General features: G+C 48.6%; 14 protein-coding genes, 1 tRNA gene and 1 riboswitch. Of the genes, 5 read left to right on the top strand and 10 right to left on the bottom strand.

Annotated elements, in window-relative coordinates:
- Positions 1–52 precede the first annotated feature (52 nt).
- The 8 genes from BMY60_RS04880 to queA all read right to left on the bottom strand — a co-directional run bounded on the left by BMY60_RS04880 (position 53) and on the right by queA (position 8,930).
- Positions 53–790: a DUF1499 domain-containing protein gene (locus tag BMY60_RS04880; RefSeq protein ID WP_090331728.1), complete on the bottom strand. Its 738-nt coding sequence runs from the start codon at positions 788–790 to the stop codon at positions 53–55.
- A 19-nt stretch (positions 791–809) separates the two neighbouring features.
- Complete coding sequence (locus tag BMY60_RS04875; RefSeq protein ID WP_090331726.1) at positions 810–2,393, bottom strand: bifunctional GNAT family N-acetyltransferase/carbon-nitrogen hydrolase family protein; 1,584 nt, start codon at positions 2,391–2,393, stop codon at positions 810–812.
- 5 nt (positions 2,394–2,398) lie between these two features.
- On the bottom strand, positions 2,399–3,010 hold the full coding sequence (locus BMY60_RS04870) for a DedA family protein (RefSeq protein WP_090331725.1): 612 nt from the start codon (positions 3,008–3,010) through the stop codon (positions 2,399–2,401).
- A gap of 42 nt (positions 3,011–3,052) precedes the next feature.
- Entirely contained in the window at positions 3,053–3,991 is a 939-nt protein-coding gene (gene secF / locus BMY60_RS04865; protein ID WP_090331724.1) for a protein translocase subunit SecF, read from the bottom strand.
- A 44-nt stretch (positions 3,992–4,035) separates the two neighbouring features.
- Positions 4,036–6,183, bottom strand: coding sequence for a protein translocase subunit SecD (gene secD, locus BMY60_RS04860; protein ID WP_090331722.1), 2,148 nt, complete (start codon positions 6,181–6,183; stop codon positions 4,036–4,038).
- An 88-nt stretch (positions 6,184–6,271) separates the two neighbouring features.
- A complete protein-coding gene (yajC, locus tag BMY60_RS04855) occupies positions 6,272–6,754 on the bottom strand; it encodes a preprotein translocase subunit YajC (RefSeq protein ID WP_090331720.1) in 483 nt (160 codons plus the stop codon).
- 59 nt (positions 6,755–6,813) lie between these two features.
- Positions 6,814–7,908: a tRNA guanosine(34) transglycosylase Tgt gene (gene tgt, locus BMY60_RS04850; RefSeq protein ID WP_090331718.1), complete on the bottom strand. Its 1,095-nt coding sequence runs from the start codon at positions 7,906–7,908 to the stop codon at positions 6,814–6,816.
- On the bottom strand, positions 7,905–8,930 hold the full coding sequence (queA, locus tag BMY60_RS04845) for a tRNA preQ1(34) S-adenosylmethionine ribosyltransferase-isomerase QueA (protein ID WP_090331716.1): 1,026 nt from the start codon (positions 8,928–8,930) through the stop codon (positions 7,905–7,907). The genes tgt and queA overlap by 4 nt, the downstream gene beginning before the upstream one ends.
- A gap of 215 nt (positions 8,931–9,145) precedes the next feature.
- On the opposite strand from queA, the gene BMY60_RS04835 reads away from it, so the two are divergent.
- Positions 9,146–9,232 (top strand) — tRNA-Leu (locus BMY60_RS04835).
- Between the two features lie 330 nt (positions 9,233–9,562).
- Here the strand turns inward: BMY60_RS04835 and BMY60_RS04830 are convergent.
- Together BMY60_RS04830 and BMY60_RS04825 are read right to left on the bottom strand one after the other, a co-directional pair.
- The gene (locus tag BMY60_RS04830; protein WP_090331712.1) at positions 9,563–9,820 is read right to left on the bottom strand and encodes a hypothetical protein; all 258 of its coding nucleotides are present in this window, start codon (positions 9,818–9,820) and stop codon (positions 9,563–9,565) included.
- Complete coding sequence (locus BMY60_RS04825) at positions 9,784–10,857, bottom strand: Druantia anti-phage system protein DruA (RefSeq protein ID WP_090331710.1); 1,074 nt, start codon at positions 10,855–10,857, stop codon at positions 9,784–9,786. Before BMY60_RS04825 ends, BMY60_RS04830 begins: the two co-directional genes overlap by 37 nt.
- A 213-nt stretch (positions 10,858–11,070) precedes the next feature.
- A riboswitch (guanidine-I (ykkC/yxkD leader) is annotated at positions 11,071–11,173 on the top strand.
- A 60-nt stretch (positions 11,174–11,233) separates the two neighbouring features.
- Here BMY60_RS04825 and BMY60_RS04820 point away from each other — a divergent pair.
- The 4 genes from BMY60_RS04820 to uca are packed head-to-tail and all read left to right on the top strand — an operon-like array spanning position 11,234 to position 17,765.
- Positions 11,234–12,691, top strand: coding sequence for an APC family permease (locus BMY60_RS04820; RefSeq protein ID WP_090331709.1), 1,458 nt, complete (start codon positions 11,234–11,236; stop codon positions 12,689–12,691).
- Between the two features lie 12 nt (positions 12,692–12,703).
- Positions 12,704–13,435: an urea amidolyase associated protein UAAP1 gene (locus tag BMY60_RS04815; protein WP_090331707.1), complete on the top strand. Its 732-nt coding sequence runs from the start codon at positions 12,704–12,706 to the stop codon at positions 13,433–13,435.
- The gene (locus BMY60_RS04810) at positions 13,432–14,091 is read left to right on the top strand and encodes an urea amidolyase associated protein UAAP2 (RefSeq protein WP_090331705.1); all 660 of its coding nucleotides are present in this window, start codon (positions 13,432–13,434) and stop codon (positions 14,089–14,091) included. Before BMY60_RS04815 ends, BMY60_RS04810 begins: the two co-directional genes overlap by 4 nt.
- A 53-nt stretch (positions 14,092–14,144) precedes the next feature.
- Positions 14,145–17,765, top strand: coding sequence for an urea carboxylase (gene uca / locus BMY60_RS04805; RefSeq protein ID WP_090331703.1), 3,621 nt, complete (start codon positions 14,145–14,147; stop codon positions 17,763–17,765).
- Positions 17,766–17,767 lie beyond the last annotated feature (2 nt).

Below are 17,767 nucleotides of genomic sequence, written 5' to 3'. Positions count from 1 at the left end.
GTGGGTTATGGCATTGGCCAGGTGCCGGTGGCTAAGCCGCGATGGTAGCGGTTTAATTGAGCGATTGCTGTAAGTCGTTTAAAAAATCACGTATACGGACGGCATTCGCCCCGAGGTCGCTGACACCAACGCGTGAAACCGAACGCATGTCTACTTGCGTGTGTTCACCGTTTCGTTGAATCCGTATGACCACATCATCTTTGAACGCCATAACGGGTGTGACGGCTGTCGCTTCAATCGTCCCCAGGTCAGCGGAAGCTGCCGCGATGGCCCAGCCGCGCGATTCGGCCAATTGTAATGCCTGGTCAAATACAAGCGCCGGCGCAGGACGCTTGAGTTGCAGCGGTTTCAGATCGGGATAACCGGCCTGCTGTAACTGGGTGAGATTGTCCGGTTTCAGGCGATCCAGCGGATTATCGGTTGCCTCGCGCAGCGCCGGTACCGCTGTAAATTGCGGCGGATTATCGAGATCCGTGCTGATATCATGAATGCGTGGCAGGCCCGATGCGGCCAGTAGTGTGAACACTGTCGGCATGGCAACAACAAAGCCAAGCAGCGAACCGGTTAAAGATGAGAGGGCGCTTTTTCGTTGCCGCATGGCAACAAACAATCCGGAAATGCCCAATAGAGCTGCAATCAAACCGCACAATGTCGATACCGCCAGCACAGGCAACGCAAACTGAAATGCGACAACATGAAGGCGGTGCAGGATAACAGCAGCACCTGCAAGCAATCCGGAAATAAGTGCCAGCCGGGTACTGAATTTGCCTAGTTTTGCGTGTTTGAGCATGGTTATTAAAATGCAAAGATTACTTGCCGCGCCAGTGCACGGAGTACAGGTCGTGACGTCTGTCCCTGAGATTCTGTACTGTACCGGCATTGCGCGCTGTGCGCAATGAATCCGGGCGCACATCAGCCAGTGCAATGGTTTCCACATTCGGTGTCGTGTCTGCTGCGATACCATCTCTGGAAAAGGGAAAATCGCATGGCGTCAAAATACAACTTTGCGCATATTGAACGTCCATATTCGCCACATTCGGCAGATTACCCACGTTGCCTGACATGACGACATAGATTTGATTTTCCACTGCGCGCGCCTGGCTGCAATAACGCACACGCAGATATCCCTGCCTTTCGGCTGTGCAGAACGGCACAAAAACCAGATAAACGCCCTGGTCGACAAGATGCCGCGCCAGTTCCGGGAATTCCGCATCGTAACAAATCAATACACCAATCGAGCCGCAATCCGTCTCAATGGCACTTAGCGTGTTTCCGCCTTCGATGTTCCACCAGTATACTTCGTCGGGCGTCGGGTGAATTTTGGGTTGTTGATGGATAGAACCGTCACGCAGGAAAATATATGAAATATTTTCCACGCGGCCTGCCGCTATGTGCGTTGGATGCGTTCCACCGATGATATTAATATTGTAGCGGAGCGCCATGTCGCGCATCGCTTTAGTAAAGCGATCAGTGTATTTTGTCAGTGCCGCAATCGATTCGGCCGGAGACAAGCGCTGATCTTCTATAGATAGCAGTTGCAGCGTAAACAGTTCGGGGAAAACAACGAAGTCACCATTGTAGTCAGCAATAACATCGACAAAATACTCAATAAAGCTGATAAATTCTTCAAATGAATTTACTTTTCGCATCATATACTGCACTGTGCCTACACGAACTGTCTCCTGCAATCTTCCGCCGAAGTTTTTGTGGCGCTTGATTTCCGATTCTTCCGGAACGCCAGGATTGTGCCAGATCAGATGAACGCCATAGCCCAGCGAATCACGGTCCTCAGGCAGGTAATCTTTGATTACGCCAAGCACTTCAAAATTATTGTGCAACTGGAACGACAGCACCTGATCACGCAATTTTTTCTGTACGATTTGCTGTACATACGCGTCGACATCAGGATAACGTTTGGCTCTTTTGGCATAACTGGGCAATCTGCCGGCAAAAACAATACCTTTTAAACCAAGGTCCTGACAAAGTTGCTTGCGTGCATTGTAAAAGCGCTGGCCGATCCGGTAGCCACGATAATCTGGATCAACGCAAACCTCCATTCCGTACAGATATTCACCGTCCGGATTGTGCCGCGATGCATAGCCGTTACCGGTGATTTCAACCCAGCTGTGTGGTTGCAGTGCAATTTTTCCTGAAATCCGGAAACTAGCACAGTATCCCACCAGTTCTTTATCGTATACAGCTACAAGCTGTCCCTCCGAGAAGTTATTGATCTGGCCGTTCAACGCGCCTTCTGAATAAGCCGGAATATTGGTGTTCCGGTATACCCGCGCAACGAGCTCTGCGAGCGCAGGTACATCTTTTAGTGTTGCGTTGCGTATAGTTAGGCGACCGGATTTTTTATTAATTTCCGATCTTGGATTTGCTGATTTCATGGCGATTACAAATGTGTTCGATGCGATCTGCGTTGGCGCAGCCAGTAAATGACAACGCCGATCGTACAAGCAATAAGCAGCATAATCATAATGTCACGCAGATAATCTTTAATCAGCGCTTCGTTCTCTCCAATAAAATAACCGAGTACTGTCAGTATGATTACCCAGATGCCGGCGCCAAGACTGGTGTAAAAACAAAATATCGGTAAATGCATGCGCGCCAGGCCAGCCGGTATTGAAATGTACTGACGCACCATCGGAATCAGACGACCGGTAAAAGTGGAAATATGTCCGTGACGTTGAAAAAAAATTTCCATTTTCTGCAGATGGACTTCACTAAACATGACATATTTGCCGTAGCGCAATAAAAATGGGCGCCCGAGCCATACTGCCAGATAATAGTTGACGAGTGCACCGATGAGGCTGCCGAAAATTCCGCACACTATGACAATCAGAATATGCATTTCGCCTTTTGAAGCAAGGTATCCGGCCGGTATCATGATGACTTCACTTGGAAAAGGCACAAAACTCGATTCAAGCAGCATCAGAACAAAAATGCCTGGATAGCCCAGGCTGCCGATGGTGTTGACGATCCACTCAATAATTTCTGCAATCAATCCGGTAGCCTCTGTACAGAGAAAAAATCCAATGCATCAGCGTCAGACCACAGCGCCGTCATTCTCCGGTTTCTTTTCTTCCTGCTGCAATAGGTCTTCGCGTTTGACTCCCAGCAGAATTAAAATCGAGCTGGCTACCATGATGGAAGAATAGATGCCAAACCAGATGCCTATGGTTAATGCCAGTGCGAAATAATATAAAACCTCGCCGCCGAATAACAGCATGGAGATGATGACCATTTGCGTGCTGCCGTGCGTCATGATCGTACGTGCCATAGTACGTGTGATGGCATTGTTGATAACCTGTTTGACCGGTACCTTGCGCAATTTGCGGAAGTTTTCGCGTATGCGGTCAAAAATGACTACGGATTCGTTAACGGAGTAGCCCAGTACTGCGAGAACTGCAGCTAAAACGGTCAGTGAAAATTCCCATTGGAAGAATGCAAAGAAACCCAGAATGATAATGACGTCATGCAGGTTGGCGATTATCCCGGCAATACCAAATTTCCACTCAAAACGTACCGCCAGATAGGCTACGATACCGAGTGATACGAATAACAAAGCCAGTGCACCGTTTTCCAGCAATTCCTGCCCGACCTGCGGTCCGACAAACTCCACGCGGCGCATTTCAGTCGTACTGTCCGCTTCGCGCAACGCGTCCAGAACCGCTTCTGACAATTGTGCGCTGGAATATTCAGACATGATGGGCAGGCGAATCATCACATCGCGGGAAGTGCCGAAATTCTGCACAGTGGCGTCTGACATATTCATGCCTGCCAGTACTTCTCTGATGTTATTCAGATCGGCAGTTTGTTCGTAACTGACTTCAAGTACGGTTCCGCCGGTAAAGTCCACGCCAAGATTCAGTCCTCTGGTCGCAATAAAGAAAACGGATAGAATGAATGCCAGGATTGAGATCACCGCTGCACTGCGCCGCCAGTCCATAAAAGGGATGTCACGGCTGAATCTGAAAAATTCCATTGGTTATTCCTCTAAAAATCCTGTTTAAATCATGTCTTGGCGGGCTATTTTTTCTTAGCTTTACGGGATGTCTGTTTTCGTTTCCCGCGTATGCGCGTCGATTTTTTTGGCGTTGCGCCCGTTGCTGCCGCCGGTTCATTTTCACTAGTTGCAGTAGATTGGTTTTCTTCCGGAATCGCTTCGGGATTCGTTATTGCCGCGGCTTCATTCCTTTTTTTTAAAGTGTTTTCAATGACCGGCTCAACCGCAGTGCCGAATGTTTTCTCGTTTTGTATTTGGGTCGATTCCGTCAATTCTGATGCAGTGGCGTCACCCGGTTCTGGCGGTAATTTGTATTTAAACCGTTTCCTGGCATTTTCAGTCTCGGGTATCCAGATTTTGCCGATGGGTACAACTTCCAGTTTGCGGCGGCTGCCATACATATAGTTGACCAAGCCACGCGATACGAAGATTGCAGTAAACACTGAAGTCAAAATGCCGAGACAAAGCACAACTGCGAATCCTTTTACCGGTCCGGAACCGAATGCGAACAGTGCGATACCTGCAATCAGTGTAGTGATATTCGAGTCAAGAATTGTTCCGGTGGCACGTTCGTATCCGGCGCTAATCGCAAGCTGCGGCGATACACCGGCGCGCAGTTCGTCGCGTATGCGCTCATTGATCAGTACGTTGGCGTCGATGGCCATGCCGACGGTCAGCGCCAGCGCCGCCATGCCTGGCAATGTCAGCGTCGCTTGCAGAATGGACAGCAGACCAATCAACAATAACAGATTTAAGCTGAGCGCCAGGACGGAAATGACACCGAATGCCATGTAATACAGCATAATAAAGACCGCGACTGCCAGAAAGCCGTAAAGTGTCGAATTAAACCCTCTGGCAATATTGTCCGCACCCAGGCTGGGGCCGACGGTACGTTCTTCGATGATATCCATGGGTGCGGCCAGTGCACCGGCACGAAGCAGCAGCGCGACATCGCGTGCTTCAGCTGTAGTCATGCGCCCGCTGATTTGTACCCTGCCGCCACCGATTTCTTCACGGATAACTGGCGCAGTGACGACTTCAGCCAGATTGCGCTCAATCAACAGTATAGCCATGCGTCTGCCGACGTTTTCGCGTGTCAGTTTCTTAAAAATCTGCGCCCCGTTATTATCCAGCCGAAGGTGCACGGCTGGCTGATTGTCTTCATTAAAGCCAGGCTGCGCATCGATAATACGTTCACCTGTCAGCAATACCTGTTTTTTGACCAATAGAGGCCCGCCACCGCGTTCATCGTAAAGCTCAGTGCCAAATGGTATGCGGCCTTGCAGCGCCGCGTCGAGATCGCGTTCATCGTCAACCATGCGTATTTCCAGCGTTGCCGTACGGCCAAGGATCTCCTTTGCTTTGGCGGTGTCCTGAACACCCGGCAACTGGACGATTACGCGGTCAGCGCCTGCTTTTTGAATAATCGGTTCCGCCACACCCAGTTCGTTGACCCGGTTACGCAGCGTCGTTATATTTTGCTGAACAGTGGAATCCTGCATTTGTACCAGTGCTTCCGGCTTAATGGCAGCGATCAAGTTAAAGCGGTTGCCAATCTGTTCCTCTTTGAATTGCAGGTCTTCGTAGGTTGATTTCAGTTCGTCTAAAGCCTGCGCACGCGATTCGGCATCACGGAACCTGATCGTTAATGTTTTATCCTGTTTTTCAACACCGGCATAGGGAATTCTTTTTTCACGTAAAGTCGAGCGGATATCCGTGCTGTGGCGGTCGAGTGTTTTACTGACTGCACCTTCCATATCGACTTCGAGCATGAAGTGGACACCGCCGCGAAGATCAAGTCCGAGATACATCGGCAACGCACCCAAATCACTCAACCACTGTGGAGAGTTGGGCAGCAAGTTCAACGCGACCATATAGTCGTCGCCTAACGTTGACTGGAGTAAGTCTTTGGCTTTGATTTGTGTGTCAGTGTCCTCAAAGCGCACCTTGATGCTGCCTTCTTCCAGAAAAAGACCGTCAATCGGGATACCGGCGTTTGCCAGCGTTGTTTCAACCCGTTGCAGCAAGGCATTATCTGCCTGGGTTGCCATTCTCAATGGAGAAATTTGCACGGCTGGGGATTCGCCAAAAAAATTAGGCAGGGTATAGAGCAGTCCGAGTGACAAGGAAACCGCAATAATCAAGTATTTCCAAAGCGGGTAGCGGTTCATGAGTATTCAGTAATGATTATAATGTTGTTGAAAAGCGATGAAGTGGAAAAAAGACCCCTAAAAGAATCAACCAGGTTCGCTACAAGATTTAATCTTTGTCGCCTGGTTTGGATGCGCCCTCATTGCTGTTATCGGATGCATGATCGGATGGCGTTGCTGCATCATCGGTCGTTTTGCTTTCTGTCGCTGTTGCCGGAGGCGCGCTTTTGGCTGCTTTTTTAACCTGTTTGCCGCCTTTGGATGGTTCGATACTTTTAAGCGTCCCTTTGGGTAATAGTGTTTGAACCGAGGATTTCAGCACAATGACTTCAAGGCTGGACGCAATTTCCACGACTACGTAGCTTTCGCTGACATTGAGTATTAAACCCAGTATGCCGCCATTGGTAATGACTTCGTCGCCCCTTTGCAGGTTTTCGACCATTTGTTTATGTTCTTTGGCGCGCTTCGCCTGTGGACGAATCAGCAGCAGCCAGAAAATAACAAAAATACCTATTAACAGAATGAGATTCGCCCAACCTGCACCGGCTTGTCCGGATTCGGCGGCCTGCGCGTATGCTTCGCTAATCAGCATGATATTTCTCCAAGGAACGATTAATCAAAAAGTGCACATATTAGCATGATGCAGGCTGATCACTGAAATTCCCGTGTAAATTTTTCTACAAATTCATTGAATTGCGCCTGCTCGATTGCAGTGCGGATTTCAGTCATAAGATGCTGATAATAGTACAGATTGTGCACCGTATTCAGATGGGCGCCGAGCATTTCATTGATACGCTGGAGATGGTGCAGATAAGCACGGGTAAAATTACGGCAGGTATAACATTCACATTGCTCGTCCGGCGGCGCAGTATCCAGTTTGTAACGGCTGTTGCGCAGCTTGATAATGCCTTTGCGGGTATACAGCCAGCCGTTACGCGCGTTGCGTGTCGGCAGTACACAATCGAACATGTCGATTCCCTGCGCCACTGCATGCACGATATCAGCGGGTGTGCCGACACCCATCAAGTAGCGCGGCTTGCCGTCCGGCAACTGGGGTGCGGTATGTTCCAGAATACGCCGCATCTCGGTTTTGGGTTCGCCGACTGATAAACCGCCAATTGCGTAGCCGTCAAAGCCGGTCGATATCAAACCGTCCAGAGAACGGTCGCGCAAGTTATTATACATGCCGCCTTGTACAATACCGAATAATGCGTTTGCATTACCTTCGTGCGCCTGTTTGGAACGTTTAGCCCAGCGCAGGCTGAGTTCCATTGAATCCCGTGTGGCGGCTTCATCTGCCGGATATGGCGTGCATTCATCGAATATCATTACAATATCCGAATTCAGAATACGTTGAATGCGCATGGATTCTTCCGGCGTCAGAAAACAGCGGTCACCGTTTACCGGCGAGCTGAACGTTACGCCTTGCTCGCTGATTTTGCGTAAATCGCCGAGACTGTATACCTGAAATCCGCCGGAGTCCGTCAAAATCGGACCGTGCCAGTGTATAAAGGCGTGCAGTCCGCCATGGGCATCAACGACTTCCAACCCTGGACGCAGCCATAAATGAAAGGTATTGCCCAATATGATTTGTGCATTGATTGTCTGCAGCATTTCCGGAGACATGCCCTTGACTGCGCCGTAAGTGCCAACGGGCATAAAAGCAGGCGTTTCAACCTGTCCATGTGACAGTGTCAATGTTCCCCGGCGTGCTGCCTGATCGGTGGCTTTCAGTACGAATTTCATGGTTGTCTCTCAATAAGCATGGCATCGCCGTAGCTGAAAAACCGGTATTGCTGTTCAATCGCGTGTTTGTAGGCGTTGCGTATATTGTCTATGCCGCCGAATGCGCTGACCAGTATAATCAGAGTGGATCGCGGCAAATGAAAATTGGTCAGTAGTCGCTCAGCTACGTGAAAACGATAACCCGGTGTAATAAAGATATCGGTCTCGCCGAAGCCTGCAACCAACCGCCCATTATGTCGTGCAGCGGATGCTTCGAGCGCACGTAACGAAGTTGTGCCAACTGCCAGAACACGGCCACCTGTTGTTCTGGCCTGTTCAATTACATCGACTGTTTTCTGTGGAATATGGAACAGTTCGCTATGCATGGTATGGTCGGTAATCTTTTCAACACGCACCGGTTGGAAGGTACCTGCACCAACGTGCAAGGTGACATAAGCGATAATGACGCCTTTTGTCTGTAGTTGGTTCAGTATGGTTTCGTCAAAATGCAGGCCAGCTGTCGGTGCAGCGACCGCGCCAGCATTTCTGGCATACACTGTTTGATAACGCGTTTCATCTGTTGCCGTTGCAGTGCGGCTTATATATGGAGGCAAAGGCAGCTGACCGAAACGTTCCAGTAATTCATAAACAGTTTGCGGGTGATCAAAACGTAACGTATAGAACGTATCCAGGCGGTCAATAACCGTTGCGGGAACAGTATCTGCCAAAACTAATTGGCTATTTAATTTAGGCGCATGGCTGGCTCGGATTGTTGCTTGAACATGGTGGTCGTCCAGTACGCGTTCCACCATAACCTCGATTTTTCCTCCGCTATTTTTTTGACCGAACAACCTTGCTTTAATAACACGCGTGTCGTTAAACACGACAACATCTCCAGGACGCAGGTAATCGGACAAATTGGAAAACTGTAAATCGTGTATACGGCTGTCTAGATACAACAACCGGCTGCTGGTGCGCTGTTGAGCCGGTTGCTGGGCAATAAGTTCAAGCGGCAGATCAAAATCAAATTCCCGGATGTTCATTTCAATTAACAGATACGCGATCGATAAAAATGTTGGCGTATTGAAAACGGAAAACCCTGTATTTTATAAACCAGAGCAGCGATACGCCTCAAATTCATCGAAAATGCGCAATTATATACTGATGGTGGTATTTTTACCGGCGCGGCTTGCTGAAGCTGACAAATTCAGTGATAATTGCGTTCTTCTTTTGTACTAGCAAAAAACAGTCGGCACTTGCCGAGGTGGCGGAATTGGTAGACGCACTGGATTCAAAATCCAGCGATGGTGACATCATGGGGGTTCGATTCCCCCCCTCGGCACCATTAACATTTTTTGACCAGAATTATCCCCTAACAGTTTGAAAGGTAATGATAAATCAGGGGTTCGATACCCTGCATTTCGTACATAGGTTAGGCGGTCAGTAAAGGTGAGTTTTAGCACCGCACGTTTGTCCTCAAACCGTCCGTAGGCCCATATTTTATGGGGTTCTTGAAGAAATTGTAACGAAGTTCGATACATCTCGTCATAGGTTTTGAGTGAACGACCGCAACGGTTTAATTTTTCCTCGATCACAAGCTTTTGACTCTGCAATTCCTCTATCCGTTTTTCGAGCGCCTTGGCGACCAGCGGCGAGTCTGCATCGACAATCCGGTCTAAGAGCTGATCTCAAAAAGTAGCGCGATGTCAGTCTTGAGCGAAGCCTGATTACCTTTAACAGTAAAGTGGTAATGCGCCTTTCGATCTACCACGAAGGATGCGAGTTTACGTTGCGTCAGAAGCGCATCAGCGGTAATGTCCTTGCCTTGGATATCGATGCTTTCCAGCAACGGGATGAATATACCGATTTCATTGGTTTGCTTGGTTTCGCCGCTCTCTACGGGCAGAGTGCCGACTTTTTTTGGGTGAGACACAAAGCCGTCTCGTGGCCCACGACGCTCATGATGTGTGTTTGCCGTCCCGCTTCGTCTATGGCGCTGCACATCGTCTTGCCGTCAATTGCAAGGCTTTGGTCTTCTTTGGCAAAGGCCGCGTTCCATTGCTGTAGAGCGAGATCAAGCTTGACCGGATCGACCCGGACCAACACGTCCCGGATGATAGACTCGCTGGGAACAACGTATTTTTTATTCTCGCGTCGACACCCGAAGCGTTCGCGGGCTTTGGGCTTCAGATCTTTTGCCCATGCTGCGATGGCCTTATAACCACGCATGCCGCACAGAGTTGCCCCTGCAGCGATACCCAGCACCACAGACAGCCGATGACGCTTGCCTTCGGCTCTACGCGGATCAGGGATGTCATTAAAAAAATCTGGTAGTGTGCGCATTTGTTGGACAGTCAGCATGATCTTGGGGGCTCCAGTACGATAGATAGGGTTGAGGGTAAAACGGGAGAGTTGTGCACGTGCGTCACGTTGCACGGGTAGGGTAAAGACCAATTTTGGAGAGGTGGCAACAGTACTGTAGCCATCGCGGGTACGGCTATATCCCCGTGTCAGCCCAAGGCAAGTCCAATTCGCTGCACGGTAGACTGTACCGTGGAAACGCGACGGATCAACAAAGGTCTCCAGCAAGAGCAGGGACTGGCCAAAATGTATTCGCCAATCACCGGCAATTCTTTGGTGGCACAAGGACAACGCTTTAGAGCCCAGATTGGGATAGTGCCACTCAGGCAAGATCAGAAAGCGACTGTTGTTGGCGATTAACTTCAAGCGATCATATTGGTGACGGAAATCCCATCCGATCCAACGATCACGTACACCGCACTTCCAGGCAGCAGCTGAAAAACTCAGCAATGCCGCCCATTCATCGCCATGGGTGGCAACATACCAGAGTGTATGACCGATCTTGGCTAAATCGCCAAGATAGTGGTATTGCTGCATCAACTCCCGGTAGCGAGGCTCTTCAACTTTGCGTACTGGGCGAGTACTTAATTGCCCAAGATTGATTTTCATGAGCACTTTTTACTCTGAAAATGCTCGCTTGTCCAGATCTTTAAATAACTTTCTGAATCTGATTGATTTTAATTAGTGAACAAATTCACCCTGAAGTGCGGTGAGTATACTGTTGACTTTTGGAATTTGGCAGGTAGAATAGTATTAAGTACTTTATATTATTATTAACCTACGCCGCGTATTATAAGTTAATCAATAAGTAGTACAGATCGAAAATGGGGAAACTAGGGTTCCGGCCTGTTTGCTAGGCGCTTGGTCCGAGAGTTTCCGGTCTCATAATAATGAGGCTCCACGGAGGGATAAAAGCCCGGGAGATTGAGATGTTTAAATACATTGATTCTCGGCGTTTTTATTAATCGTGTTAAAGAGTCTTGTTATGTCTAAATCTAAAGTCCTTCAGCAGCAATTATCTTCTTCCGGCAGCGATACAGCTGATACCGATATTCTGCATCGCAGCATGAGTGTCTGGCACAGTTTTACGCTGGGCTTTGCGGTTGTTTCGCCCGTGGTTGGATTATATGCCATTATTGGTGTGCAGACAACGGTAACCGGTGGCGGCTGGTTTGCAGCACTGGCTATTTGTCTGGTGATGCAACTGCTGGTGGCTACGATATATGCTGAGCTATCCTCACAATTTCCGATTGCCGGCGGATCCTATAAATGGGCACGCCAGCTGGGCGGTGTTACGGCGGGTCAATATGCCGGTGTCATTTACGTCAGTTCCACCATCGCGATGTTAACCACGACTGCGTATACCGGTGGCATTTGGCTGGCAACCTTTTGGGGATCGACCGATGGCGGTGGCCCCACTATGGTATTCTGGGGTGCGGTATTTTTAGTGTTGTGCATGCTGCTCAATCTTGCCCATGTTAATATTTTTAAGTCAATAATCGCATTGGGTGTTTACGCTGAGATTATTGGGTCGTTCGGTATTGCTTTGTTATTGTTTTTCTTTTTCCGCCAGCATGGTTTCTCCGAATTATTTCAACACATGGGTTCCGGTTCAGCACCAACCGAGACTGCTGCTTTCCTGGCGGCGCTAGCAATTGCCGGCTGGGCATTCATTGGATTTGATGCTTGTTCGACAACTGCAGAAGAAACCCATCAACCCAAACGAATGGTGCCCCGCGCGATTTTTTTTGCTTTGATGGGGGTAGGGACCATTGTGTTGTTCAATTCCGCCGCGCTGATATTGGCCTTCGATCATGACACACTGGTAAATACCAGTAAAACATCTGATCCGGTCACCCCTTTGATAGCCAGTCGTTTTGGCGCCTGGATCGAGAAACCATTTTCCGGCATTGTTATGATCGCTTTTCTCGCCTGCGGGGCTTCAGTCGTTAAATATACGTCCCGAATCGTCTATTCCATGGCGCGTGAAGGTAATATGCCTGCTGTATTAAGCAACGTAACAGCTGACAAAACGCCGCGTAATGCCATCCTTTTTACCGTCACATTGGCAGGGCTTGGCTTGCTGCTGGGGCTGAATGACGGCGCAGTAGCGACGGTGATTGCTTTCGGTACCGGTGGGTTATACGCCATGTTCGCCATGACAACTGGCGTCGGTTTATTTGCCCGGCTGACGGGCCGCTGGAATCCGGCGCTTGGCGAACTCAAGCTGGGTGTCTGGGGATTGATCATCAATTTCGTCGCCTTTCTCTGGTCAGTATTTGAATTAATCAATATTGCCTGGCCTCGTTCTTATGCGGTGGGAACTGACGCGCCTTGGTGGCAGTTGTGGGCGATACCCTTGGTGCTAGGTAGCATTCTAAGTGTAACCACAGTATCTATTCTGGTGAAGAAATTACGAAACAATTCAAAAATTCCGGTTTAACAGGAGATAATGATGAATCAACAAAAACCGATTCTTTGGCAAGAAAACATTCCAGGCGGATGTCACTGGTCTGGTATTATGCACCGCGGCATGACGTTGCGCTTGACGGATATCAATGGCGGCGCCAATGCGGCCGTGCTTCTTTACAATCAGGAAGAAAAGCTGGAGCGCTACAATATGGCGGACACTTTGAAGTCACAGCATACCTTCTATTTAACCAAAGGTCATGCGTGCCATTCCGATATGGGGCGGATATTTTGCTGTATTACTGCGGATACCGCGGGCTGGAACGACACGGTTTGTGGTTTAAGTGATGCCGAAATGATCCAGCAGAAATATGGTATTGCACGGTATCAGTCGCATCGCAATCAGATGCATCGCAGCGGGCTGGATGGCCTGTTGATAGAGCTGGGTAAATGGGGGCTAGGGCGGCGCGATATTGTATCCAATATTAACTTTTTCAGTAAGGTGACCGCTGATGCAGCCGGTGAACTGGCTTTCCATGCTGGTAATAGCAAAGCGGGGGATTATGTCGATTTAAGTTTTGAAATGGATACATTAATAGCGCTGTCAGCAGCCCCCCACCCACTAGATACTGCCGAATCCTATCAGCCGGGTGATGTTAGTCTGGCGTTATTTGTCACATCACCTGAGGCAATTTCGGAATGTGCGCGTATTCCTGAAAACAAGCGTGGTTTTCAAAATACACAACGGTTTTATGCCGGTCATGGAGGTGAGGCATGAATATGCAGAATTTAGTTGAAAGCAAGTTTGATCCTGATCTTGCAATCGTGGATGAAATTTGTGCAGCTGGTGAACCATGGGTGCAACGGGTGAATAAAGGACAAATTTTTCGTATTGTTGATTTGGAAGGCAACCAGGCGGTAGATACTTTGTTCTTTAATGCTAACCATGCATCCGAGCGCTATAGCGCAACCGACACAGTACGCCGGCAAAACAGGCTTTATCTGACAACGGGCAGCAAACTTTACTCGAACTACGGCAATGTGATGCTGACTATCGTCTCAGACACTTGCGGACGTCATGATACGCTGGGCGGGGCCTGCGCTGCTGAAAGCAATACCGTGCGGTACGCTTTGGAGAAATACCCAATGCACAGTTGCCGCGATAATTTCCTGCATGCATTGGCGCATGATCCTTTATGCAAGCAACTCGAGATGAGTAAACGGGATTTGCCCAGCAACATCAACTTTTTTATGAATGTGCCAGTCACTGCGGCGGGGGATCTGGAATTCGTCGATGGTGTTTCGGCGCCGGGCAAGTATGTTGAAATGCGGGCTGAGATGGATGTGGTCGTGCTGATTTCCAATTGTCCGCAACTCAATAACCCTTGTAATGCCTACAATCCTACACCGATTAGACTGCTGATCTGGAATTAACCCTATTTGCGGTGAAAAACCTGTCAAAGGTTTATTCACCAAAGGAGCAGAAGATGTTTGACAAAGTGTTGATTGCCAATCGTGGTGCGATTGCCTGCCGAATTATTCGCGCCTTGCGTCGTATCGATGTAAAAAGTGTGGCTGTTTACACGGATGCTGATGCATTGTCGCGCCATGTGATGGAGGCGGATGAGGCTTATTGTATCGGCAGCGGTGTGGCGGCGGATAGTTATCTGCGCACAGATAAAATACTGAAGATTGCTCAGCAAACCCAAGCACAGGCTATTCATCCCGGTTACGGATTTTTGAGTGAAAATGCAGATTTCGCTGAACAATGTGCGACGCACAACATTTGTTTTATTGGGCCCAGTCCGCAACAAATGCGTATTTTCGGTTTGAAACACACCGCGCGTGAATTGGCAAAACAAAATCATGTGCCGCTACTGCCCGGAACGGACCTGCTGGATAATCTTGATGAAGCGTTACATGCCGCAACGCATATCGGCTATCCGGTAATGTTAAAAAGTACTGCGGGCGGTGGCGGTATCGGTATACGTTTATGCTGGAACAAAAATGAACTCGTTGAAGCTTATGATGCAGTCAAGTATTTGGCGCAAAATAATTTCAAGGATGCTGGTTTGTTCCTGGAAAAATTTGTCGAGAATGCGCGTCACATTGAAGTACAGATTTTTGGTGATGGCAAGGGTAGTGTGATTGCATTAGGCGAGCGTGATTGTTCGATGCAGCGGCGCAATCAGAAAGTAGTGGAGGAAACCCCCGCGCCAAATTTGAAGCCAGGTTTGCGGCAAGCACTGCTGGATGCCGCGGTGCGACTGGGCAAGTCAGTGAATTATCAATCCGCTGGTACGGTAGAGTATATTTTTGATGCTTCCAGTGGCGAATTTTATTTTCTGGAAGTCAATACACGCCTGCAAGTAGAGCACGGCGTTACAGAAGAAGTCACGGGCATCGATTTGGTGGAATGGATGGTGCAACAAGCCGCCGGAGATTTACCGCAACTGGATTCATTTAAAATAAAAACCGCCGGTTCCGCCATTCAGGTGCGCATATACGCTGAAAATCCAGCTAAAGATTTTCAGCCTTCCAGCGGTACATTGACTGCTGCAACATTTTCTTCTACCGCGCGTATTGAAACCTGGATTGAAAGTGGCGTAGAAATTTCTCCATTCTATGATCCGATGTTGGCAAAAATTATTGTGCATGAACCAACACGTGAGCAAGCAATTGGCAGTCTGCTTAATGCACTCGATACAACGATGCTGCACGGGATAGAAACCAATCTGGATTATCTTAAACAGATTCTAGGGTGTACGGCTTTTCGTGACGTTCAACACAACACAAATTTCCTAAATGGTTTTCATTACATTGCGCAAACGATTGACGTATTGAGCCCTGGCGTACAGACCACGATACAGGATTACCCTGGACGGCTTGGGTATTGGCATGTCGGCGTGCCGCCGTCCGGACCCATGGATTCATATGCATTTCGTTTGGCAAACCGTCTTGTTGATAACGCGGAAGATAAGGCAGGCCTTGAGATTACTTTGGCAGGACCGACACTGAGATTCAATAGTGACGCCGTTATCGCAATGACCGGCGCACCGATTGATGTGCGTCTGGACGGAGAACCATTGTCGCTATGGCAATCGCATGATATTAAAGCGGGTTCATTACTTCAGTTTGGAAAAACCGGCCATCATGGGTGCCGGGCTTATCTCGTAGTCCAGGGCGGTTTTCAGGTGGCGGATTACCTGGGAAGTAAGTCTACTTTTACGTTAGGCCAATTTGGCGGACATGCCGGGCGAGTTTTGCGAAGCGGTGATGTATTGCATATTCCGGCGAAGCAAAGTCATACCCGTCAATCACTGCAGCAAGAATTGATTCCACATTACACCAATAGCTGGGACATCGGTGTTTTATATGGTCCGCATGGCGCGCCGGATTTTTTTACAGATGAAGATATTCGTGATTTTTTTAATACTGATTGGAATGTACACCATAATTCCAGCCGCACCGGAGTAAGACTGCTGGGACCAAAGCCGCATTGGGCGCGGAGCGATGGTGGTGAAGCTGGGTTGCATCCATCCAATATTCACGATAACGCCTATGCCGTTGGTGCGGTAGACTTTACCGGTGATATGCCGGTTATTTTAGGACCAGACGGCCCCAGCCTGGGTGGATTTGTTTGTCCGGTCACCATTGCTTATGCTGAATTATGGAAAGTGGGGCAATTAAAACCAGGCGATAAAATACGTTTCAATTCGTTGACAATGGAACAAGCGGAGGCATTGGAGAAGCGTCAGAATGAATTGGTTGAAAGTTTGCGCCCGGTAAATACACCTCAGATCAACTCTCAATCCAGTGTCTTGACATTGGATAATCCTATCCTGCATCGTATTTCAGAAAGCGCGCAACAGATACAAGTGATTTATCGTCAGTCTGGCGATAAAAACTTACTGGTTGAGTATGGACCGCTGATACTCGATTTGAATTTACGGTTCCGTGCCCATGCATTGATGGAATGGATACAGCGTGCACTGGATTCAGGCGATTTGAATGGTATTGTGGATTTAACACCTGGCATCCGTTCGTTACAAATACACTTCGATTCTCAAGTGTTGCCACGTAAACAATTATTGGATTTTCTGATTGCTGCGGAGTCACAGTTGCCGGCGATTGAGGAGATGGAAGTGCCAACTCGGATTGTCCATTTGCCATTATCATGGGATGATGCGGCAACACGATTGGCCATTGAAAAATATACACAATCTGTTCGCAAAGATGCCCCCTGGTGTCCAAGTAATATCGAATTTATTCGCCGTATTAACGGACTGGGTAGTGTTGAGGAAGTGCAACGGATTTTATTCGAAGCGAGCTATCTGGTGATGGGGCTGGGTGATGTATATCTGGGTGCGCCGGTCGCTACACCGGTGGATCCCCGTCACCGTCTAGTGACAACTAAGTATAATCCAGCGAGAACTTGGACGCCGGAAAATGCGGTCGGTATTGGTGGAGCCTATTTATGTGTATATGGGATGGAAGGCCCCGGCGGTTATCAATTCGTTGGTCGCACCGTGCAAATGTGGAACCGCTTCCGTCAAACCGAAGACTTTGTAGATGGCAAGCCCTGGCTGCTACGTTTTTTTGATCAAATCCGCTTTTATCCGGTGAGTGAAAGTGAGTTACTTGCGCTACGTAAGGATTTTATTACTGGGCAGTTTAAATTGCATGTTGAGGAATCAACTTTCAGTTTAAAGCAGTATAACCAGTTTTTGCAACAGAACAGTACGTCTATTAAGGCATTTAAAGCCGGACAGCAAGCTGCATTTGACGCCGAACGCGAACGCTGGCAGTTGAATGGTCAAGCAGAATATGTCAGTGAAGACAGTCTGGAAGAGTCTGACGCTCAGAGTGAATTGGACATGCCAGAAGGCGCGTGTGCGATTGGCTCGCATATTACGGGTACGGTTTGGAAGTTACTGGTCAAAAAAGGACAACATGTAACAGCGGGTGATTCATTGGTGGTGATTGAATCGATGAAAATGGAATTCTCAGTAGACGCCACCGTGAATGGCACAGTTCAACAGATTTCTTGCAAAGAAGGTGGATATGTCTCCACTGGACAAATGTTGCTGGTCATACAGGAGGACTAATC

This window comes from Nitrosomonas sp. Nm51 (genome assembly GCF_900111165.1).
In the GTDB taxonomy this organism is placed as follows: domain Bacteria; phylum Pseudomonadota; class Gammaproteobacteria; order Burkholderiales; family Nitrosomonadaceae; genus Nitrosomonas.
Note: the sequence above shows the minus strand (reverse complement) of the source record. Positions and strands in the feature narration are given on the sequence as shown.